The sequence below is a fragment of the Kribbella sp. NPDC104740 genome, from assembly GCF_055583505.1.
The window spans coordinates 250,001-271,002 of the sequence record NZ_JBVJNV010000010.1 but is presented as its reverse complement, the minus strand read 5'-3'; the positions used below and the strand labels follow the sequence as shown (position 1 = coordinate 271,002).

General features: G+C 68.8%; 16 protein-coding genes and 1 riboswitch. Of the genes, 14 read left to right on the top strand and 2 right to left on the bottom strand.

Annotated elements, in window-relative coordinates:
- Positions 1 to 28: 28 nt before the first annotated feature.
- Genes ACZ6Z4_RS36705 through ACZ6Z4_RS36675 form a run of 7 tightly spaced genes read left to right on the top strand, consistent with a single transcriptional unit; the run spans position 29 to position 8,947 of the window.
- Complete coding sequence (locus ACZ6Z4_RS36705) at positions 29 to 316, top strand: hypothetical protein (protein WP_363674855.1); 288 nt, start codon at positions 29 to 31, stop codon at positions 314 to 316.
- Positions 317 to 880, top strand: a complete 564-nt coding sequence (locus ACZ6Z4_RS36700) for a hypothetical protein (RefSeq protein ID WP_465576217.1) — start codon at positions 317 to 319, stop codon at positions 878 to 880.
- The gene (locus ACZ6Z4_RS36695) at positions 880 to 3,798 is read left to right on the top strand and encodes an ATP-binding protein (protein WP_465576214.1); all 2,919 of its coding nucleotides are present in this window, start codon (positions 880 to 882) and stop codon (positions 3,796 to 3,798) included. Before ACZ6Z4_RS36700 ends, ACZ6Z4_RS36695 begins: the two co-directional genes overlap by 1 nt.
- Entirely contained in the window at positions 3,795 to 5,810 is a 2,016-nt protein-coding gene (locus ACZ6Z4_RS36690; RefSeq protein ID WP_465576211.1) for a hypothetical protein, read from the top strand. Before ACZ6Z4_RS36695 ends, ACZ6Z4_RS36690 begins: the two co-directional genes overlap by 4 nt.
- A 7-nt stretch (positions 5,811 to 5,817) precedes the next feature.
- Positions 5,818 to 6,714 (top strand): hypothetical protein, encoded by an 897-nt coding sequence (locus tag ACZ6Z4_RS36685; RefSeq protein WP_465576208.1) that lies wholly within the window; start codon positions 5,818 to 5,820, stop codon positions 6,712 to 6,714.
- Positions 6,715 to 6,718: 4 nt separating this feature from the next.
- Positions 6,719 to 7,882, top strand: a complete 1,164-nt coding sequence (locus ACZ6Z4_RS36680) for a VldE C-terminal domain-containing protein (RefSeq protein WP_465576205.1) — start codon at positions 6,719 to 6,721, stop codon at positions 7,880 to 7,882.
- A 15-nt stretch (positions 7,883 to 7,897) separates the two neighbouring features.
- Positions 7,898 to 8,947 carry a hypothetical protein gene (locus ACZ6Z4_RS36675; RefSeq protein ID WP_465576201.1) on the top strand — a complete coding sequence of 350 codons (1,050 nt, stop codon included), beginning with the start codon at positions 7,898 to 7,900 and terminating at the stop codon, positions 8,945 to 8,947.
- A 55-nt stretch (positions 8,948 to 9,002) separates the two neighbouring features.
- Here ACZ6Z4_RS36675 and ACZ6Z4_RS36670 read toward each other — a convergent pair whose 3' ends face one another.
- Entirely contained in the window at positions 9,003 to 10,088 is a 1,086-nt protein-coding gene (locus tag ACZ6Z4_RS36670; protein WP_465576198.1) for a winged helix DNA-binding domain-containing protein, read from the bottom strand.
- Positions 10,089 to 10,291: 203 nt separating this feature from the next.
- Here ACZ6Z4_RS36670 and ACZ6Z4_RS36665 point away from each other — a divergent pair, with 203 nt between their 5' ends.
- The 7 genes from ACZ6Z4_RS36665 (at position 10,292) to ACZ6Z4_RS36635 (ending at position 20,060) form a co-directional block, all read left to right on the top strand.
- The gene (locus ACZ6Z4_RS36665; RefSeq protein WP_465576195.1) at positions 10,292 to 11,758 is read left to right on the top strand and encodes a M36 family metallopeptidase; all 1,467 of its coding nucleotides are present in this window, start codon (positions 10,292 to 10,294) and stop codon (positions 11,756 to 11,758) included.
- 51 nt (positions 11,759 to 11,809) lie between these two features.
- Positions 11,810 to 12,730: an oxidoreductase gene (locus tag ACZ6Z4_RS36660; protein ID WP_465576192.1), complete on the top strand. Its 921-nt coding sequence runs from the start codon at positions 11,810 to 11,812 to the stop codon at positions 12,728 to 12,730.
- Between the two features lie 75 nt (positions 12,731 to 12,805).
- Positions 12,806 to 13,885, top strand: a complete 1,080-nt coding sequence (locus ACZ6Z4_RS36655) for a lactonase family protein (RefSeq protein ID WP_465576190.1) — start codon at positions 12,806 to 12,808, stop codon at positions 13,883 to 13,885.
- Positions 13,886 to 13,973: 88 nt separating this feature from the next.
- Positions 13,974 to 16,439: a LamG-like jellyroll fold domain-containing protein gene (locus ACZ6Z4_RS36650; RefSeq protein WP_465576187.1), complete on the top strand. Its 2,466-nt coding sequence runs from the start codon at positions 13,974 to 13,976 to the stop codon at positions 16,437 to 16,439.
- Between the two features lie 90 nt (positions 16,440 to 16,529).
- A complete protein-coding gene (locus ACZ6Z4_RS36645) occupies positions 16,530 to 17,381 on the top strand; it encodes an aldo/keto reductase (RefSeq protein WP_465576184.1) in 852 nt (283 codons plus the stop codon).
- A 64-nt stretch (positions 17,382 to 17,445) separates the two neighbouring features.
- Positions 17,446 to 19,695: a right-handed parallel beta-helix repeat-containing protein gene (locus ACZ6Z4_RS36640; protein WP_465576181.1), complete on the top strand. Its 2,250-nt coding sequence runs from the start codon at positions 17,446 to 17,448 to the stop codon at positions 19,693 to 19,695.
- A 22-nt stretch (positions 19,696 to 19,717) separates the two neighbouring features.
- Positions 19,718 to 19,785, top strand: a riboswitch (guanidine-III (ykkC-III) riboswitch).
- 20 nt (positions 19,786 to 19,805) lie between these two features.
- Positions 19,806 to 20,060: a CBU_0592 family membrane protein gene (locus ACZ6Z4_RS36635; protein ID WP_465576178.1), complete on the top strand. Its 255-nt coding sequence runs from the start codon at positions 19,806 to 19,808 to the stop codon at positions 20,058 to 20,060.
- Here ACZ6Z4_RS36635 and ACZ6Z4_RS36630 read toward each other — a convergent pair.
- Complete coding sequence (locus tag ACZ6Z4_RS36630) at positions 20,057 to 20,911, bottom strand: hypothetical protein (protein ID WP_465576174.1); 855 nt, start codon at positions 20,909 to 20,911, stop codon at positions 20,057 to 20,059. The two genes, ACZ6Z4_RS36635 and ACZ6Z4_RS36630, sit on opposite strands and share 4 nt — an antisense overlap.
- Positions 20,912 to 21,002 lie beyond the last annotated feature (91 nt).

Genomic DNA, 21,002 nt, shown 5'->3' with positions numbered 1-21,002 from the left:
CGACCAGAACACCTTGGGAGACACCGCAATGATCACGACTCAACTGGTAGCCGGCGTGGTGGAGCTCACCGCGCCGCTGGCCGACCCGAACGTGCCCACCGGCGCGGACTTCAAGGACTGGGTCCTGGTCATCGCGGGCAACATCTTCATCGCCATCCTGGTGCTGCGGGCCATCGGCCACTACTTCAAGCGCGAGTGGGGCGAGCTGTTCGGCCACATCGCGGCCGGCGTACTGGTCGGTGGGCTGATCTACGCCAACAACCAGACGATCAACGTGCTCAAGGGCTTTTGGGGATTGCTCTCCGGGGGTAACTGAATGCGCGTCGGCCGGACCCTGACCCACCACTTCGAGATCGAGACCCGGCAGTACGACCTGCTCGGCATCGACCTCGGAGAAGGCGCCCGTCGCCGGATGATCATCTTCGGTGCGGTGATCATCCTGCTCTGGATCGCCCTGCTCGTGCCGTTCATCGGCGTACCGAAGAAACCGACGGTCAGCCTGTACGTCGTACCGCCGTTCGTGATCACCGCGTTCGGCTGGCGGGCCGGCAAGCACCACGAACGCCGCCGCCGCGTCACCGAGTGGGCGCTGGCCGTCCGCTACGCGTTGCGCGCGCACCGGCCGATCATCGGGCTCGGGGCCCGGGCGGCGGACAAGACGGAGTACCTGCCGTGGCGTGAGCGCGTCGCGACCCAGAAGGTGGCCAGCCTGGCCAAGGCCAGAGTGACCCCGGAGTGGGAGCGCGAGGTCGTGGAGGAGCTCGACCCGCAGGTCCGCGCGGGTGCGGACATCACGGTGAGCCAGCGGGCCCGCCTGCTGGGGTCGGACTACGTGCAGAAGGTCAGTCGCAGGACGTCACCCTCGGGGAAGAGGCACTGATGAAGATCGCCGACAAGCTCCTCAACCTGGTCGGAGTCGGCCGCGAACGCGGTCTCCCGCCGCCACGCCTGGTCGCGATCGCCGACGGCCTGCTCGTCACCGAGCGCAGCGCCGAGGCGTGGTTCCTGATCTCCGTCGCGAACACCGACCTGGCCACCGAGGGCGAGCAGGACGCCGCCCTCGACGCCGCGGTCAGTGCGGCCGCGACGATCCTCGGCGACCGGCTCAGCCACCTCAAGGTGGTCTGGGGCCGCTCGACCGGCCAGGACTACATCGACTCCGTCGCCGGCCACTACCGGCTCGGCGACCACGAGGCCTGGGCGCAGACCCGCGCCGACCGGATCGACGAGATGCGGATGCCGGAGCGGTACGTCGCGCTCGGCGTCCACCTCAGCGACCGCGACCCACGCGCGACCGCGCAGGTCCGCGGCTCGATCAGCGACGCCCTCGGTACGACGTCCTGGCGGGTCAGCGCGCGCGAGCTCGCGCACCTCGACGAGCGGGTCCGCAAGCTGGCCCGGCAGCTCGGCTCGACGGTCTGGCGGGCGCACACCGCGCCGGCCGAGGTGATCTCCTGGCTGGTCAGCCGCGAGATGCACCGCGGCGCCGTCGCCGCGCCCCGCCGCGGTCTGATCACCGGCGCCTCGCTGGCCCGCCTCACGGCCGGTCGAGTCGTCCCCTACACCGACCACCTGCGCATCTACGACACCCGCGGCCAGATCGCGGCGTACACGAGTGTGCTGGCGATGACCGACTTCCCCGAGGAGCTCGAGACCCCGGGCCCGGGGGAGTGGCTGCGGACGCTGTCGGAGATCAAGGCGATCGACGACGACGGCGACGAGATCGATGTCACCGTCGAGGCGTCGGTGCGGTTCCGGGTGCTGACCAAGAAGACCGCGCGGCACCTGGTCGACGAGACCCGCAAGTCGGCCAAGGAGCAGCGCCGCTCGGCCGCCAAGGGCACCGCCGAGGAGACCGCCGACGAGATCGTCGAGACCGAGCGGATCATGCGCGAGGTCAAGCGCGACATCAACCGCTCCGGCCTGACCCTGGTCGAGGACCACCCGCGCCTGCTGGTCAGCGCGGACACCCGCGAGGACCTCGAGGCGTACGTCGACGCCGTCATCGCGCACTACGCCGACCGCGGCATCACCGTCGCCGCGGGCGCCGACGAGCAGCGCGACCTGTGGCTGGAGTCGCTGCCCGGCGACCAGCTCCGGGTGCCCGACCTCGGGCACGTCCGCGAGTCGACGGCGTTCTTCGGCTCCTGGTTCTGGGGCGGTGCGTCGATCGGTGACGCCACCGGCCCCTCGATCGGGTACCTGACCGGCTCGACACCGGGCCTGGTCCGCTTCGACGCGGCCGCCGGCTCGGCGCTCGGCGACGCGACCACGACGCTGTTCCTCGGCCGCTCGGGCCGAGGCAAGACCACCGCCGCGATGCTCGGCGGCCTCGACTCGGCCTTCGCCGGCGCGTGGGTCCCGCTGCTCGACCTGAAGGGCGACGCCGCGGGCGTCTCCGCGGTCGCGGCGGAGTACGGCGTACCGACGGCGGTCATCGAGATCACCGCCCAGTTCTCCGGCGCCGCGGACCTGCTCCGCGTCCTCCCGGTCGACGACGCGCTCCTCCAGGCGCCGTCCCAGCTGATGCTCCTGCTCCCGCCACACCTCCGCGGCGCCGCAGAAGCCCCCGTCATGGCCGCGACCCGCGCCGAGATCCAGTCCCCGGACCCCTCGTCCTGGGGCGTGATCCAGCGCCTCTGCGCCTCCGAGTCAGAAACCACCCGCACAGTAGGCTTCGCCCTACGAGACCTCGTCGAAACCGGCCTGGGCTCGGTAGTAGCCGGCCCACCCTCAGGCCTCTCGTCCCTCACGACGAACCCAGGCCTCTGGGTAGTCCAGATGCCCGGCCTGACCCTCCCCTCACCCGAATCGGCCCCGGAATCCTGGTCCCCGATCGAACGAGTCGGCATGGCCTGCCTCCGCGGCTGCCTGGCCTGGATGGTCCGTACGACGGGCCGCCGCGAGTTCCGCGGCCGCTCGAAGGTCGTCATCGTCCCCGAGGTCCACCTCCTGACGAAGACCCCCGACGGCGCCAGCTTCCTCGACTACATCGCCCGAGTGGGCCGAGCCCTCGGCGCATCCCTCGTCCTGGACACCCAGGACCCCGCGTCGATCCTCAAACTCCCCGGCCTCGTAGAGCAGATCACCACCCTCTTCGCCTTCTCCCTACGCTCCCGCGAACAGGTCGATTCCCTCCTCGAACTCCTGGGCCGCCCCCAAACGGCCCCGTACCAAACCCTCGTCCGAGGCATCAACACCGCAGCCAACGGCAAATCCATCCGCCACGGCCACTGCATCATGCGAGACCGCTGGGACGAGGTCGCCACCGTCCAGATCGACATCCCCAGCCAACGCGTAGCCGACCTCCTCCGCACCACCCCCGAGTCGGAACACGCCCTCGAACCCACCCAGCCCATCCCCACCCTCCCCGAGGACATCGACCCCTTCGCCGACGACGAAGAAGACGACGCCCTCCTCCCCGAACCAGCCGCCACCGCCACAGCCCAAGCCGAAGCCCACACCCTGGCCCCAGAGCCCACGGCGGACGTCCCGTCAGAAGACGCCCCCACCCCCGCTAACCCCCAGGACCCCCCAGCCGCCGTAACCCAGCCCACGGCCACCCCCAACGGCACACCCACCACCCCCAACGGCACACCCCCCGTAGCCCAACAATCCGGCACGGCCCCCGCCCCCCTCTCCCCGAACACCAACGGCCACACCCCCCACCCCACCCACCACGATTCCCCCATCGGCCCCGACGAGGTCTACGACCAGGAAGCCGACGACCCGGGCTACAACAAGGCCATGTACAACCCGGACAACCCCCACCCGACAAAGAAAGAGCACGTCGGATGACGTGGCCCCGCCGTGCCCGAACGGCGCTCACCGTCCTCGCCATCTCCTTCATCGTCACCGCCCAGGTAGCTTTGGCCGCCGACCCCGACACCGGCCCCACCAACCCAACCGGCTTCGGCGACCTCCTCCCCACCCCCGACCTGACCCACGGCGACACCCGAACCCTGTTCGAGCAGTACAGCCCGACGGTCTACGGCCTGGATTTCGAGACCAGCTTCAGGGACCCGGTCGAGGCAGTCTTCAACGGCTACGCCCACATGGTGATGCTCTACATCGTGGCCATCACACGGGCCGCGATATCGGTCGGCTGGTGGTTGTTCTCGTTCACCGATCTCAAGCCGCTCACCGAGACGGCGGCTACGGCGATCGGGTCGGTCAACACCGAACTGGTCGGATGGCTACTGCCGTCGGCATTGGCGTTCGGCGCCATCGCCGCTTATGCCGCTCGACGGGCCAACGGCAGCGCGATGGGGCAACTGGTGTGGGTCTTCGCTGCGGGCCTCCTCGCCACCAGCTTCGCCGTTGCGCCGTCGACGTGGCTGTCGGGCGTCGACGGCGCTCGGCAGGTCGGTTCGGACGCCGTCGTGAGTACTTCGAACGAGGTGCTCGGCAGCACGGTCAAGGTGCCTATTCCGATGCCGGAGCCGAGTTTCTCCGGGACGGCCCGGGACAATCTGCTGCGTAAGTCGGGGGATGCGACCTGGCGAGCTTTCGCGGCGACGCCTTGGTGTGTCGCGGAGTTCGGCTCGCTGGCAGCCTGTCAGCGTTACGGCAAGGCGATCCTCGACAAGGGCACCGACGGCGATGCGAGGACGAAGTACATCGACACCGAGGTCAGCAACGCTGAAGGTGGGGGAAACTCCGCGACGGTCAAGTGGGCGAAGGGCGACAATCCGTTCGGGCGCGTCGGAGTTCTGACGCTCGGCGCGATCGCGGCGACACTGTTCGCCTTCCTCACCGTTTCGCTGGCTTTCACGGCGTTGATGGCGTTCGTCGGTTGCATGCTGTTGCTGGTAGTCGGTGTGCTGTTCGCCTGTTTGTGGGCGGTGCCCGGGCGAACCCGGCAGTGGGGCATGAACTGGTTCGAAGCGCTGCTCGGCCTCGTCCTCCAGTCGATTCTCGCGCTCCTGGTGTTCTCCACCACGCTTGCGTTCGTCACGGCCGTCTTCAGCCTGACGGACACACTTGGCTGGCTTCCGGTGAGCGGCCTCGCGATCGCGGTGCTGATCGCCGGCTTCCGGCTGCGGCGCCTCTTCGAGAGCATGAGCTCGATGATGCGTCCGGGTGCGGGAAGCCTGTTGATGGGAGGCCTGGCGCGGCGCGGAGCCATGACGGCGGTACGTCGCCTGATGGGAGCTGTGGGCAGCCGGGCAGCGAGCCCGACGATGGGGGAGCGATTCGCAGGCCGGGGTGGCAGCGCATCTGATCCGCCCGCGGAGCGGGCCACTGCGGTGCGGGTTTTTCGGCAGGCGCCAGCGATCGGTGCAGGTGCGCCGGGCGCGCTGGCCCGCCAGCAGCCGGCGCACGAGATCGGAGGCGGACAGGAACGTCGTGCGATTGGTTCCGGTTCGACCTCGACCGGTACCGGCCCAGCTGCCCGTAAGGAGGGTCTGCTGGGTCGCTTGAGGGACCAGCCACGAGCCACTCACGCAGCTGCCATCTCGACCGCACCTGTTCCGGGTGACACGTCGCAGTCCGGGCGACGCCGAGCGATCTCGGTTGGGCTGGCCTCGACCTCAGGCGCGTCGGCATCGGGAGCCGCGAGTAGTGCCGCAGCTCCCAGCACATCGTCTGACAGGCGCGGCAAGCATGCTCGGGAAGCCAAACCGGCGCCCGCGTCGTCGAGCCGCTTCGAGCCGCGCGTGCACAGCCACTCGGCCAGCCTTCGTGACGGTCCGCCGAAGACTGTGCGGGAGCGTCGGCGACCGGCGGCTGGTACGCAGCGCCGGTTCCGGGAGTACTCGACAGTGACCAAGGACGGCGTGACCGTCATGGTGCCCAAGCGCAGGTGAGCCGGGGATGACCAAGCGGAACCGGACGCCCACCGGTGACAACCCCGATGGCGCCGACGGCGAGAACACCTCCGGGGGAGCCCGGCGGCGTCCGGATCAGCCCTCGAACTGGCGCGACGTGATGAGCTCGGATTACTCGTACCCGGAGGAGATCGACGATCTCGGCCGGCGTGAGCGAAGGCGGGCCAAGCGCTCCTGGCGTCGTGACGATCAGGCTCAGCGGATGGCGTGGCTGCGGGACCAGCGGCGAGCTGAGCCGACGAGCCCTGTCACGGTGATCGTGGCTGTCGTGATTCTTGCCATCGTCGTTCTGGGATTCGGTGGTGGCCTTCCGCGCTTGCTCGGCAAAGACGAACCGGCGGGCCCCAATGTCGGTCTGCTCACGCCTTCTGCACAGCCGCCGCAACCAACGACGGGAAACGATTCTGAGCAGAATTCGCCGACGGACACACTGACCCCTGAAGCCACGCTCTCCACGCCGCCCGTCCTGACCGAGCGGCCGTCCGGGCTGGCGACCACTGCGGCAGCGGACATCGCGACCCGATGGGCTCGAACTTTCTACACGCGCGATCCGTCGGTCGAGAGCTACGCAGACCTGGTCCAGCGGACCGGGCCTTACATCAGTGACGAGGTCGGCGCGAGCCTCACTGCTGCGGGCGACTCCACGTACGAAGCGCTGAAAGCAGACGGCGGCAAGTCCAAGGTCGTCTCGCTGACGGTCGGCGTCCCGAGACCTGAATCTGCTCCGGTCGACACACCGACCCGCATCAGTCGTCTGCTCACGATCACCATCGACGTGACCGGCAAGCAACCGAACCGCATCGTTCTACCTCTGGTGGTCACCCTCGTTCCCGAGGACGCGGTCTGGGTGATCAGTGATCTCAACGGCGGAGCGGGACCATGACGAAGTGGGTGAGCTGACCGTGTTCGAGGAGCGGCAGCAGGGAGGACTGTTCGGCGCTGTGGCCGGACAGTCGATGGTGGTGAAAGCCGTAGGCGTCATGGCGGCACTCGGTCTGATGACACTGGTCCTCGTCGTGCCGTTCGGGGCAGGTGACAGCAACTTCGCCTCAGGGTGCCCAGGCAGCAACGGAGCTCGTACGGACGATCCGCCGGCAGACGCGTCGACGCGAGCACGTCAGGTCGGCTTCGCCAAGATCATCGACTCCGTCGCCGTCGCACGTGGTCTCCCTGGCCGCGCGACACTGGTAGCGCTGATGACCGCTCTGCAGGAGTCTCAGCTCGAGAACATCGACTACGGCGACCGAGACTCTGTCGGTCTGTTCCAGCAGCGCCCTTCGGCTGGGTGGGGAACTGTCAAACAGATCCTCGACCCGAGATACGCGGCTGAAGCCTTCTTCGGTGGTGCGAATCCGCCGAGTCCCCCCGGACTGGTCGACATCGACGGCTGGCCGTCGATGTCCTACACCGAAGCAGCTCAAGCAGTTCAGGTGTCTGCCTTCCCGTACGCGTACGCGCGGCACGAACGCACTGCTCAGCAGATCGCGGCCGAGGCTGGGATCGACCTGTCCCGAGCCGGTGATCCGTACGCCGGTCGAACCAAGGCAAAACCGACCGACAACGCGTCGCCGGGTGAGCAACTGCTTGACGAGTGCGACGACGGACAAGGACTGATCGCAGGCCGGCCGGTGAACGGTGTCTGGCCGCCACAGCGTCCCAGTGTCACCGATCCGACCGGAACGGGTGGCCTGGTTACCGAACGCACTGCGCTGTGGGTTGGCCAAGCTCGCGCAGCGTTGGCCAACCCGTCGATGAGCTGCTGGGACCGGCATGCCTGGAACCCGACCAGCGACCATCCCCAGGGCAAGGCCTGCGACGTCTTCGTCGGAGCCGATTCGCGGCGCGCGCCGGCAGCCCGGGCGAAGGGCGACCAGATCGCGAACTGGACGATCTCGACGGCAGGAAAGACAGGCGTCCGGTACCTGATCTGGTATGGAAAGATCTGGAGCGCGCGCACTGGTCAGTGGAAGGTCTACAACGGCGGCGGTGTCTACGATCCGAACAATGCAACTGGCGGTCATTACGACCACGTCCACGTGTCGCTCTACTGAAGGCAGGAGCGTCGCATGAACAACGGGAACGGCCCAGATGATGGTCGCGAGCCAGAGCCGCCGAACTCCTTTCCTCGTCCGCAGCAGGGTCCACCTCCCGAGTCGGGACGTCCGCAACTGCCTGGCGGTGCATCAGGTGAGGTGAACCGCGCCGTTCCGCCGTCCAGCGGTCCGCAACACCCGGGCGGGACCGGTCTCTTGGTGGCCGAGTCCTTGAACAGTTTGCTGTGGGCGGTTGCGAGCTTCGTGATCATTTACTGGATCTGTCAGGCCTTCGATCTGTACGAGGGCACGTGGGTGCTGATCTCGCTCTGGATCTTGACCGGCCTGATCGTGCTGTGGCCCGGCTTCGACGGTTTGGTCGCTAAGTACCTGCTCGGTCTGAGGCAACCGACGATGGTCGAGGCGCAGCGGCTCGCGCCGAGCTGGATCGGTGCTGCGACCCGCGCACGTGTCGACCCCCATCGCTACACGCTGTGGATCGAGGCGGGCGAGAACGCCACCGGGACCGCCGCAGGCGGCTACACCGTGACAATCACGGGCTGGGCGCTCTATACCTTGCCGCCGAGCCATCTGGAAGCAGTGCTTGCACAGGACCTCGCGACGCACTTGCGGGGTCGCACCTGGGTCAGTCGGCTAGCTCTGTGGTACTCGGTGCCAACTCGCATCGTCGCTCTGGTGATCAGGTTGCTGCTCAGGTTGAGCCGGACCATCCCGGCCGTCGGGTGCACGATCATCGGCTTCCTGATGGTGTCCTACTTCGGATTCATCCTCGCGTCGCTGATCTTCTACGACAGTCTGCTGGTACCGCTGCTGTTCCTCTCGCCCTTGTTCGCGCCGTTGCTGTTCATCGGAGTCGGCAAGTTCGTGGAGCGGATGGCAGATCGGGCTGCGGTGGATCTCGGCTACGGCCGGCGCCTGCTGGAGGTGTTCTACGGCTGGCAGGCACAACATCAGGAGACCGCACGCCGGATCGGGCTCAGCCAGCCGGATTGGATGAGCGGTCAGCCTTCGGTAGCGGAGCGGATCCGGGCGCTCGAGGTCTACATCCAGCAGCCCCGCTGATCGGCGCTCGGCCGGTACGACAGCTCGATCCCCTTGGGGATCGGGCTGTTGTGGTTTACGGGGTGAGGAACTTGACCTCGTGGTTGGTTTCGGGGGCGACGAAAGTTAGGAGTTTGTGAGCCTCGGATTCCAGGGCCTCGCGGGTGGCCTTGGGGAGCTTGGCGATGGGTTGGATCTCCAAAGCCTTGGGTTGGAGTTTCCACAGTGCGGTCACCTGGCCGTTGTGGAGGGCTGTGCCTCGGGTGAGGAGTTCGGTGAGGGCCAACTGCTTTCTCGTGGAGTCCGGAATGAAACGGGATCGGTCCTGGTGGGAGAGGAGGAGGTTGTCGTACTCCGGGAGGAAGCGGACCGGGGTGGGGAGGTCTTCGGGTGGGAGGGGGGTGTCGGGGAGGTCGTAGAGGGTTCGGCCGGTGGGGGAGGTGTAGGTGCGGAGGTCTAGGCGGGGGAAGACTTCGGCTAGGTGGGTCAGGCCGGACCAGGTTTGGGTGTCTTGGATTGAGGCTGGGCCGTAGGAATTCAGGTAGCGGAGGATTAGCGGGGCTGGGTCGGGGTTTGGGGTGATGGGGGTGTTCAGCCAGAGGTCGGCGGTGGTGAGGGTGGGGGTGGAGCCTTGGTGCCAGAGGCCTCGGGGTGGGGTTTGGAGGGTGGGGAGTAGGCAGCGGATGGCGTGGGCCAGGGAGGCCGGCGGGTGGTTGGGGAAGAGGGGGGCCAGGTGGGCTCGGAGTTGGGTGGGGGTCGCGGGGGAATCGGACAGGCGGGCTTGGCCGGCGGCTAAGACCGCGGGGATGTCCAGGCCGTCGAGGTGGTGGCGGCCGTAGGTTTGGTTTTGGTAGATCTCTCGGTCCAAGCGGGGCTGGAAGAGGGCTCGGTAGGCGAGGAAGTCTCGGCTCGACATCAGGTGGATGGTGGCTCGCATGATGGAGCCTCGGACTGCCGCGCGGGTTTCCAGGAGGGTTGAGAGTTCGGTGGGGTTGAAGTCGGCGAGGCGGGACCAGAGGCCGACGTAGGGGGCTTGGGGGCTTTGGGCCTGCATGCCGACTAGGTGCTCCAGGGCCTGGAGGGGTGTGGCCTCCTGGCGGGTGGTGAGCCACTGGCGGTGGAGGGTGGCTCGGTTGAGGGCCTGGAGGGTCAGCTTGGTCATACGGCGACGGTACGAGGGGTAGCGGTCAGGTTCTGGCCGCTGACAAGGCGACGTTTGCCGGGGGCAAGGCGGTGGCGTGTTTGTGCCGGGGGAGCGGGGTTTTCCCTTGCCGCTGCTTCGGTTGCTTCCCAAGACGGCGGTGGGCGAACTAGGGTCGCGACGGATCGTAGTCGTGTCACCACGGATGTCCACAGGGAGGGAAGATGTCGAAGCGCAAGGCGGTCGCGGCAGTCACTGCCGGGGTCGCGGCGGTCACGCTCGGGATGTCGTTCACCAGCGCCGCGGGGGCGGCGCCGGGGAGTGCCGACGCCGTGCCGGCGAATCTGAAGCTGATCAAGACGAAGAACTCGTTGCTCGGCCAGCACGTGTGGTACCAGCAGACCTTCAAGGGGCTGCCGGTGATCAACGGGTACTACGCGAAGCACACCGACAAGTCGGGCAAGGTGCTGCAGGTCTCCGACGGCCGCGACGCCGTACCGGACTCGCTGGACGTGACGGCCAAGGTGCCGTCGGCAACGGCGACGAAGTCGGCGAACACCGCGGTCAGCGCGCGGGCCGCGCGGAACCGGATCGCGCAGCCGAACAAGAGCGTCGTCCAGACGCCGGCCGCGACCAGCGGCGCCGCGCAGCTCGCCGTCATCGGCGGGCCGAACGCGCGGCTGGTCTGGAACGTCACCTCGCGCTCGTCCGAAGGCGTCAGCCGGTCGCTGGTCGACGCGAAGAACGGTGCCGTCGTCGAGTCGAAGGTGATCAGCGACAACGTCGACGGCAAGGGCTCGGTGTTCGACCCGAACCCGGTGGTCAGCCAGAAGAACGAGGACCTGACCGACCAGAACGACAAGAACCAGAACGCCCTGTTCGTCGCGCAGAAGAACGTGATCCTGCGCAACCTCGACGGGTCCGGCAAGCTGAACGGGACCTACGTCAACATCGCCGAGGCCAAGGGCGGCGTCGCGCAGAACAAGAACAACACGTTCGTGTACCAGCGCGCCAACGACAAGTTCGAGCAGGTGATGGCGTACTACCAGGTCAACCAGACCCAGGAGTACATCCACTCGCTCGGCTTCACCGAGGTCAACAACGAGTCGCAGGACTTCTCGATCAACACCTTCGAGGGCGACAACAGCTTCTACGACCCGTCGACCGACGTCATCACGATGGGCGAGGGCGGCGTCGACGACGCCGAGGACGCCGAGGTGATCTGGCACGAGTACGGTCACGCGATCCAGGACGACGTCGTCCCGGGCTTCGGTGAGTCGCTCGAGGCCGGTTCGATCGGTGAGGGCTTCGGCGACTACTGGGCCGTCCAGCAGTCGATGCCGGTCAGCAAGAACTACGACATCCCGTGCGTGATGGACTGGGACGCCACGTCGTACACCGACGGCCCGAAGCACTGCCTGCGCCGCACCGACACCGGCAAGACCACCGACGACATCGTCGGTGAGGTGCACGACGACGGTGAGATCTGGTCGAACGCGCTCTGGGACATCCAGAAGGCGCTCGGCCGCACCAAGGCCAACAAGGTGATCCTGCAGGGCACGTTCTTCTACGCGCCCGACACCAGCTTCGCCGACGCGGCCCGCGTCACCGTCCAGGCGGCTCGCCTCCTGTACGGCAAGGGCGTCGCCGCCCAGGTCACCGAGGCCTTCCAGGCCCGCAAGATCCTCTAGTACGCCGTACGACGCGCTTCCGGCTCGTGCGCCCACCGCTACTGTGGGCGCATGAGCTGGAGCACTGCGGACATCCCCGACCAGTCCGGACGGCGAGTTCTCGTCACCGGGGCCACCAGCGGCATCGGCTACGCCACCGCCCTCGAACTCCTCCGCCACAACGCCGACGTACTGATCGCGGCCCGCAACCCGGAGAAGGCCGCCAAAGCAGCCGCCGACCTGAGCACCCGATCGGGCAAGGCCCCGGAAGTCGTCGAGCTCGACCTCGCGGATCTCGCCAGCGTCCAGAAAGCCGCCGAGCAGCTCGGCGAGAAGTACGACCGCCTCGACCTGCTGATCAACAACGCCGGCGTGATGGCTCCGCCGTACCGGGAGACGCCCGACGGGTTCGAGCTGCAGATGGGCACCAACCACCTCGGGCACTTCGCGCTCACCGCCAGGCTCCTGCCGCTGCTCGATCAAGCGGAGCAGCCGCGGGTGGTGACGGTCAGCTCGTTCATGCACAAGACCGTCCGCGGGATCAGCCAGGCGGACTTCAGGCCCACGAGCTACCGCAAGTGGGACTCGTACGGGAAGTCCAAGCTCGCCAACCTGTTGTTCATGCGCGAGCTGGATCGGCGGGCACAGGCCGCTGGGTCGAAGCTGATCAGCGCGGGGGCACATCCTGGCTATGCGCGGACCGGTTTGCAGGCTGCCGGGCCGGAGATGGCCGGGCGGCGACTTCAGGCGAGGGTGTGGAACGGGTTCACCAGCTTGGTCGCGCAGTCGGCGGCTGCCGGCGCTTGGCCGACCCTGTACGCCGCGACGCAGCCGCAGCTGCGACCGGGCTCGTTCGCCGGGCCCGCTCTCTTCGGCTACCGCGGGGCTCCCAGGGTGGAGTCCCCGAGCAGCGCCGCGCGTGATCCGGAGCTCGCGCAGCGGCTGTGGGCCTGGTCCGTCGAGGCCACCGGTCTCGACATGCTCGACCACTGAAAGTACGCGGTACGTGACACAGCGGTGATTTCGAAGCTAGTCTTCGATAATCCTCAACCGCCCCGGAGGTCCACCATGACGACAACCCGACGCGCCTTCCTCGGTCTCACCGCGGCTCTCGCCGCCTCCACGGCCACGCCGGCCGCAGCCAGACCCAGAGCCACCACCAACCTGTACGTCGGCACCTACACCTCCGCCGGTGGCACCGGCATCGGTCTCGCCTCGTACGACGCCAGCACCGGCGCCATCACCAGCAACGGCGTGCTCCAAGGTGTCCAGGAGCCGTCGTTCCTGATCGCCGCCCCCTCCAAGAAGTTCCTGTACGCCGTCAACGAGCAGGCCAACGGCGGCGTCACCGCGATCGCGGTCGATGCCCCCGGCAAGCTCCGTGTCCTGAACCGCCAGTCCACCGGCGGATCCGCGCCCTGCCACCTCGCTCTGGTTGCCAACGGCAAATACCTGCTGAGCGCCAACTACGGCTCCGGCGACGTCGCCGTCCACCCGGTCAAGACCGACGGCAGCCTCGGTGCGCGGACCGATCTGGTCAAGCACGTCGGCGCCGCCCCGCACGCCCACCAGGTCGTCCAGGACCCCACCGGCAACTACATTCTCGCCGTCGACCTCGGCACCGACACGGTCTACACCTACACGATCACGGCGGCCGGGAAACTGAACGAAACAGCCCAGGCGAAGCTGAAGACCGGCGCCGGCCCACGCCACCTGGCCTTCCACCCGAACGGCCGCTTCGCCTACGTCGCGAACGAGCTCGACAGCACCGTCGTCCCCTGCGCGTACGCCGACGGCCGCCTCACCCCCGGTACGCCGCTCCCGACGGCGCCGGCCGGCCCGCAGAACTATCCCGGCGAGGTGATCGTGTCGCCCGACGGCAACTTCGTGTACGTCACCAACCGCGGCCACAACAGCGTCGCGGTCTTCGCCGTCGGCGACGGCGGCGCGACGCTGACCCGGATCGCGACGCCGTCGGTCAACGGCGACTGGCCGCGGCACTGCGCGATCGACCCGACCGGCACCCTGCTCCTGGTCTCCAACCAGCGCTCGAACACCATCACCACCTTCCACAGAAACCAACAGACCGGAACGCTCACTCCGGCCGGTACCTTCAGCACTCCGAGCCCGGTCTGCACGCTGGTGTGATGTTCGAATCTGATTGAGCCCTTGCAATTCTGTCGTGGGAGCGTTTCCATCGTGCTGTCCTTTCCCCGCCCCGGAAGGAAACCTCAGCATGAAACGACGCCTCGCCGCGGTCGCGGCCGGACTCCTGGCCGCGACCGCGATCGTCGTCCCGACCTCCCAGGCCGCACCGGCCTGGGAGCCCGGGACGCCACCGCTCAGCACCCCGTGGACCGATGACGTCTCACCCACCAACGCGCTGCCGGAGTACCCACGCCCGCAGCTGACCCGCCAGCGCTGGCAGAACCTGAACGGCCTGTGGGAGTTCGCGGCCGCCCAGCCCGGCGAGGCGCCGCCGCTCGGGAGGCAGCTCGCCGAGAAGGTCCTCGTCCCGTACCCGATCGAGTCCGCCCTCTCCGGAGTCCAGCGCCACGAGGACCGGATGTGGTACCGGCGCACGTTCACCGTCCCGCAAGGCTGGAAGGGCCGGCAGCTCCTGCTGCACTTCGGCGCCGTCGACTACGACGCGAAGGTCTGGGTCAACGGCCGCCAGGTCACCACCCATCGCGGCGGCTACGACGGCTTCTCGGTCGACATCACCAACGCCCTGCACCAGCGCGGCCCGCAGGAGGTGATCGTCTGGGCCGAGGACCTCACCGACGAGACCTTCCAGCCGATCGGCAAGCAGCGCGAGGTCGGCGACCACGGCATCTTCTACCAGGGCAGCTCCGGCATCTGGCGCACCGTCTGGATGGAGCCGGTCGCCCGCTCCTCGATCGAGCGCCTCCAGCTGACCCCCGACGTACCGGGCAAGGCCCTGAAACTCACCGCCGACACCACCGGCCCGACGAACCTCGACGTCGAGACCACCGTGTACGACGGCAACCGCAAGGTCGCCACGAAGCGGGGCAAGGCCGACCAGCAGCAGACCATCCAGATCCCCAACCCGAAGCTCTGGTCACCCGACACCCCCTTCCTCTACTCCCTGAAGGTCAAGCTGATCGACCGCGGCAAGGTCGTCGACGAGGTCGGCTCGTACGCCGGGCTCCGCCAGGTCGGCAAGCTGAAAGGCGCCGACGGCAAGCTACGTCTGGCCCTGAACGGCAAGATCCTCTTCAACCTGTCGACGCTCGACCAGGGCTTCTGGCCCGACGGCCTGAACACCGCCCCGACCGACGAGGCGCTGCGCTTCGACCTCGAGCAGCACAAGGAGCTCGGCTTCAACACGGTCCGCAAGCACATCAAGGTCGAGCCGGACCGCTGGTACTACTGGGCCGACAAGCTCGGCCTGATGGTCTGGCAGGACATGCCGGCCGCGAAGACCGACCCGATCCCGCCGGCCTGGCAGGCGCAGTACAAGGCCGAGCTGCACGAGATGGTCGAGGAGCACAAGAGCTTCACCTCGATCACCACCTGGGTGCCGTTCAACGAGGGTTGGGGCGAGTGGGACCTGGCCGAGACCGGGCGGATCGCCGACAGCGTCAAGGCCCAGGACCCGTCCCGGCTCGTCAACGCGCACAGCGGGATGAACTGCTGCGACTCGCTCGGCGACTCCGGCCGCGGCGACATGATCGACCACCACGCCTACCTCGGTCCGGCGACGGCGACCCCACAAGGTGACCGGGTCGCGGTCGACGGCGAGCACGGCGGCTTCGGCCTCAAGACCGAGAACCACATGTGGTTCGGCGACGGGTTCGCGTACGAGATGACGCCGGACTCGGCGACCCTCACCCGCCGGTACGTCGAGAACCAGCGCGACGTGCTCCGCTCGGCGAACACCTGCGGGATCAGCGGCTCGGTGTACACGCAGATCACCGACGTCGAGGGCGAGGTGAACGGCTTCTTCACCTACGACCGGCAGGTCCCGAAGGTGGACTTCGCCCAGGTCCGCACGATGAACGACCAGATCATCGCTGAGGCGGACGGATCCGGCAGCAGCGGCCCGAACCCACCACCCGGTACGCCGGGGGCCGACGGCATCCACTTCTACCCGCTCGACGGCACCGGCGAAGACGTTGCCGGTGACAACGATGCGACGCTCCAGAACGGCGCGACATTTGCTCCCGGCAAGAACGGCCAGGGCGTCGCGACCAACGGCAGCAACCAGTACGTCGACACCGGCGCGCAGCTGCTCGACACCAACGGCAACTACACCGCGACCGCCTGGGTGAAGCTGAACAAGGCCGACGGCGGATTCCAGACCGTCGTCAGCCAGGACGGCGACCGGGACAGCGCGTTCTTCCTGCAGTACTCCGGCCAGGACCAGCGGTTCGCGATGAGCTTCCCCGGACAGCGCGCGCTCGCGCCGGCCAAGCCGAACCCGGGCCAGTGGTACCACCTGACCGGCGTACGGGACGCCGCGAAGGGTGAGCTGCGGCTGTACGTCGACGGCGCGCTGGTCGCGACCAAGGCGGCCTGCACACTCGACGCGACGTCGACCGGCAACACGGTGATCGGCCGTGGCAAGTTCGGCGGCAACCCGGTCGACTACCTGGACGGCGTCGTCGACCAGGTGCACCTCTTCGACCGTGCGCTGGACGCGACGGAGGTACGCGCGCTCTACGAGTCCGGCCGCTGACGCGATCTCGGGCCCCGCACGCGCGGGGCCCGAGATGCGAAACCGTCGCGGAGGCCTGATCCTGGTAGAGCCGACCAGGGAGGTGTGCGGATGACCGCTCCCAGCCGTGTGCTCGCAGCACGGACAGCGACCCGTTTCCGTCCGCCCCGCTTCGGTCTCGGCGGTTCCCGGCTCGGGATCGCCGAGCCCGCCGCCGCGGCAGCGACGGTGGACGCGGCCTACGCCGCGGGGATCCGGTTCTTCGACACCTCACCGGCGTACGGCGAGTCCGAGCGGCGTCTCGGCGCGGCGCTCGCGCCGCACCCGCGGTCGGGCTTCCTGCTGTCCACGAAGGTCGCCGCGGGTTTGAGCAGCGACGGGGTCCGTGCGTCGGTCGCCGCGAGTCTGGAGCGGCTCGGGGTGACGACGCTCGATCTCGTCTTCGTGCTGGATCCCGGTGACCGGCCGGTTGGTGCGGCGTACGGCGTACTGGCCGATCTGCGCGAGCAGGGCAAGGTCGGTGCGATCGGTGTCGCCGGCCGGGAGTGGCAGCGGCTCGACCGGGCTGTGCGCGACCACGAGCTCGACGCGGTGCTGCTGGCCGGGCAGTACTCGCTGCTTGATCGCAGCGGGCTGCCGTTGCTGGATCGCTGCCAGGCCAGGGGAGTGGCGGCGATCGTCTCCGGGGTGCTGACTCGCGAGATCCTGCTGACCGACCGTTCGCGGCAGAACACCGACCCGTTGACGATCCGCGCGCGCCGGATGTCCGCGGTCTGCGAGCCGTACGGCGTATCGCTGCCGCAGGCCGCGCTCGCGTTCCCCGGCCGGCACCCCGCGGTGACGTCGGTGCTGATCGGTGCGGCGGCGCCGGCCGAGATCCGCGCCGACGCGGCGCTGGTCCGGCAGCCGGTACCGGAGCGGTTCTGGCGCGATCCCGAGCTGATGCGGTTGCTGGGTGAGTGACTGCTCTTGTCAGCACGGGGACGGTAGGAGAGTCTGAGGCCGTCGATTCCTGTGGGGGGATTCCATGTCCAGAATCACCGCGTTCTGCCTGCGTGCCGCCGTACTCGCCGGGTTGGTCGGATCGTGCGTCGTCGCCACGACGGCGCCGGCCGCGGCCGGCGCCATCACGGTCACCACGACCGCCGACGTGGTCGACGGCGGTGATGCCTTGACCTCGCTGCGCGAGGCGTTCGCCACCGCGTCCGGCAACGGCGCCGACGACGTCATCACGCTCGGCGCCGGGCTGACGTACACCCTGACGGTCTGCTCCGGCCCGTTGACGCACGCCGACGACCACGAATTGGTTGTCCAGGGCAACGGCTCGACGATCGAGCAGAGCTGCGACGCGACCGGGGTGATCGACAGCACCAGCCACGACGGCCGGCTCGAGCTGCAAGTCCTGGTGATCGACGGCGGGCCGAACACGACCAACACCGCGCTCGAAGGCGCCGCGGTCCGCTCCGACAGCGAGCTGCTGCTCGGCGACGTCGAGGTCCGCAACGTGCTGTCGCCCGGCGGCAGCGTCGTCTGGAGCAGCTTCGGGCACGGCACCACGCCGTACCGGATGACGTTGCTCGGCGGAAGCCTGCACGACAACACCGGCAGCGTGGTCAGTTGCGACAACTGCTCGCTCGCGATCGACGGGACCAGCATCGCGGGCAACACCGGCTCCGGGCTGTCGCTGGTCGACGGCTACCCGGTCCAGATCGAGAACGCGACCATCGACAACAACACCCGGACCGGGATCACCAACACCGGCCAGGGGTTCGCGGTGAACAAGCTGACGGTCAACCTGAGCAGTATCTCCGGCAACGGCCGGGCCGGGATCCTCTGCAGCAACTGCGGTGCGCTCAGTCTGTACTCCGCGAACATCAGCAACAACGGCCTGACCGCGCCCGACGCGCGCGGCGGCATCTCGTTCACCGCGTCCAAGCGCGGCAACGGCTCGACCGGGATCAGCGGGCTGCTCTCGACCGTGACCGGCAACAAGAGCACGCAGCCCGGTGGCGGCATCGCGCTGACGCCGGTGCTGATCGAGGACGCCGGCGCGACGCCGAACGTGAACCTCGACCGGGTGCTCGTGGAGAACAACCAGTCCGTCGGAGGTGGAGGCGGCGTTTGGCTCGGCTTCGGCGCGCTGCACATGTACAAGGGCTCGCTGGTCGGCAACAGTACGACGGGCAACGGCGGCGGTGCGGCGACGATCGACGCCACCGGACCGTTCGACCTGTCGTTCGACGAGACGCCGATCAACCACAACTCCGCGACCGGTGACGGCGGCGGGCTGTACGCACAGGCGATCACCGCGCTGTTCGTCGACCGGACCGGGCTGAGCAACAACACCGCGGGCGGCAACGGCGGCGGCGCGAAGGTGGTCAACAGCTACTCGGTCACGCTCGACGACATGGCCGTCGACGACAACACCGCCGCGAACGGCGCCGGGCTCGACGTCGCGACCGAGAACCTCGGTGCCGACAAGGTGACGTTCGCCGGGAACGTCGCGACCGGGACCGGTGGTGGCGTGCGGGTGGCCGCCGTCGCGGCCGATTTCCTCAACAGCACCTTCAGCGGCAACACGGCCGCGACCGGCGGCGGGCTCGCGGTGACCAACGGCGCCGTGGCGACGCTGTCCCACGTCACGATGGCCGACGACGAAGCGGTCACCGGCGCGCACGTGGCCGCCGTACCGGCTGCTCAGGTGCGGTCCGATCGGAGCGCGATCGTGCTGCCGAAGGTCGGTACGTCGTGCGCGGGCATCGGCGGCGCGTTCGCCGGTACGTCGCTGGGCTTGTCCGTACGACGGGACGCCAGCTGCGGCAGCATCGCGTCGGATCTCGTGACCGCTGCCGACCCGCAACTCGCAGCGTTGACCGGGAGCGGGTTCTCGCAGGTGCGCGTGCCGGCGGCGACCAGTCCGCTCGGTGGGCGGGTGCCGGTCGCGAGCTGCCTGGTCGAGGACGATCAGCGGATGATGCCGCGCCCGGCGGGGGCGAACTGCGAGGCCGGGTCGGTCGAGATCGTGGAGGCGCCGAGCCTCACGACCCTCATCGCCGACGTGAAGGCGCTGCATCTCCCGAAGGCGATCGAGGCGGCGCTGGTGCTGAAGCTGGAGCTGGCGCGGGTGGCGGTGCAGAAGAACCAGAAGCCGGTCGCGAAGGCGCTGCTCACGACATTCGTGCTCGACGTGAAGCTGCTGGCTGCGCAGAAGATCGTCCCCGCACCAGCCGCCGCTCAACTCGTCGCGAAGGCGACGGCGATCAAGAACAGCCTCTGAGAACCGGATCGGTATCGTAGGCGCGGGTCCGCGGTCGCGGATCTCCGGACGAGACGGCGCCGTACCCGGCCGACGCAAAGACGACGCCAGCCCGCGGAGGGGCACGCGCCATGCATGCTGTCGACGTCCTGGAGATCGCCGGTGCGATCACCATCCTGATCGCCTTCGCCGCCTCGCAGGCGGGGAAGCTGGAGCAGAAGACGCTCAGGTACCAAGTGCTGAACCTGGTCGGATCCGGCGTCCTGGCGGTGATCGCCGGGGTCGAGAGGTCCTGGGGATTCCTGCTGCTCGAAGGCACCTGGGCGGTGGTCAGCCTGATCGGGCTGATCGCACTGCTCAGGTCGAGGCAGCAGGCCGCGAGCTAGAAGCGGTCGGCGGGGTCGACCGGGGTCCCGGGAGAGTTCGGGTTCGGCGTACCGGGCCCAGGACCGGTCGACCCCGGGCTGCCGGGGCTCGGGCTGGGCAGCGGGGTGCCGGTGCCGGGCGAGCCGGGCGGCGGCGTGGTCGGGGTGATCGTGACCGTGGTGGTGCCGCTCGGGTTCGGGATGATCGGGGCCGGGTCGACCTCGGGCGCGTTGCGGAACAGCAGCCACGCGATCAGCACGGCGAGCGCCATGATCAGCGCCATCGTGAGCAGCGACAGGACCAGCGCGAGCCGCGACGCCGGCCGCAGCACGGCGGGCCAGGGCAGCGGCCAGATCCGGAACAGGCCCGGGCGGCGCCGGCCCTCCCAGTAGTGCCGGAAGTCCGGGCCGCGAACGCGACCGATCTGCGGGATCCTGTCCATCAGTACGGCGGACAGCACGTCCTCGCCGCGCCGCTCGGCGATCAGCCGCTCGTCGGCGGCCGAGCTGGAGCCGTCGTCCTCGCGCAGCGGGCCGAGCGCGACCCAGAGCGCGAGGTCGTCGTCGTCCGCGTCGTTGTGCGCGAGCACCGACTCCCCGGGCAGCCCGTCGACCGCCCGGACGAACCGGTCCCGCGCGGAAGCGTCGTCGGCCGAGCCCTCGGTCATCATCGCGACCACCGCGCCGCGGCCGGTCTCGTCCGCGGCGGCGTACAGGTACCCGGCGGCGTTGGCGCCGAGCCGGCCGCGCAGCCAGAACTCGCCGACCCGCGGCGGGTCCTCCGGCAGCAGCGGGAGCGCGTCCGGGACCAGCTGCGGCGGCTCAGGGGCCTGCGGCGGCGCAGCGGCAGCGGGAGTCTCGGTCGCGGTCATCGGGGTCAATCCCATCACATCCCCGGTAACACTGTCGCGACCCGGCCGTCCAGGGCTGGTCCGGAGTGGAATTTGGGTGGGTGGGGAGGAT